We start from the raw sequence: 586 nt of genomic DNA on the forward strand, positions 1-586 counted from the left end.
GCTCGTCGGCACCTCCGAAGGGGCGCCCGCGGTCTGAAACGCGCGAAATCGACTTCTGCGGCTCGTAATGTGGCTGCGTGATGCTCCCTCTCGCTAGTCAGCTACAGGCAAATAAAATGAGAACCGAACGGGTCGCCGTTGGGCCGATCAGGACTCGTCGGGTGCGGTGGACTGACTCAGCGTCGCGGAAGTCTCACCATTCGTTGACTGCCAGACGACGCGGATCGTCTCACCGTTCCAGTCGGCGGTGTTATTGAATGTCGCGCTCGTCCCCGCAGAAACCGTACTACTCACGTGATCTGTCCAAGCTACACTGGCCGAACCATTTTGAAATCCAGTCGCATTCAGCCGTGCGGCGTCAATCGAATCACCCGTTTCGTGAGTGATCGTCACGTTCCCGTTATCGGTCGTGTCATAGTCGAAGCCGAAACTCGCCTGGGGTGCCGTCTGCTGGACGCCCTGGCCGAGGTTCAGCACGAACGAGCCGATGACGGCCGCGAGGATGACCGTGACCGCAACCATCAGGATGACGCCGATGACCGGCGACACGGCGGAATCGTCGGTGAAGAGTTGTTTGAGTTTCATT

Annotated in this window: 1 protein-coding gene; it reads right to left on the minus strand. The window is 59.2% G+C overall.

What is annotated here, in order from left to right; translation table 11 throughout:
- Window positions 1-147: 147 nt before the first annotated feature.
- The gene (locus DEQ92_RS21500; protein ID WP_115821756.1) at window positions 148-585 is read right to left on the minus strand and encodes a type IV pilin; all 438 of its coding nucleotides are present in this window, start codon (window positions 583-585) and stop codon (window positions 148-150) included.
- Between the last annotated feature and the right edge of the window lies 1 nt (window position 586).

The sequence above is a fragment of the Haloferax sp. Atlit-6N genome, assembly GCF_003383195.1.
GTDB classification, from domain to species: Archaea; Halobacteriota; Halobacteria; order Halobacteriales; family Haloferacaceae; genus Haloferax; species Haloferax gibbonsii.

Bases quoted from the DNA above. Each gene is read 5' to 3' on its own strand.
- DEQ92_RS21500 (WP_115821756.1), bottom strand. From the start codon at position 585: ATGAAACTCAAACAACTCTTCACCGACGATTCCGCCGTGTCGCCGGTC.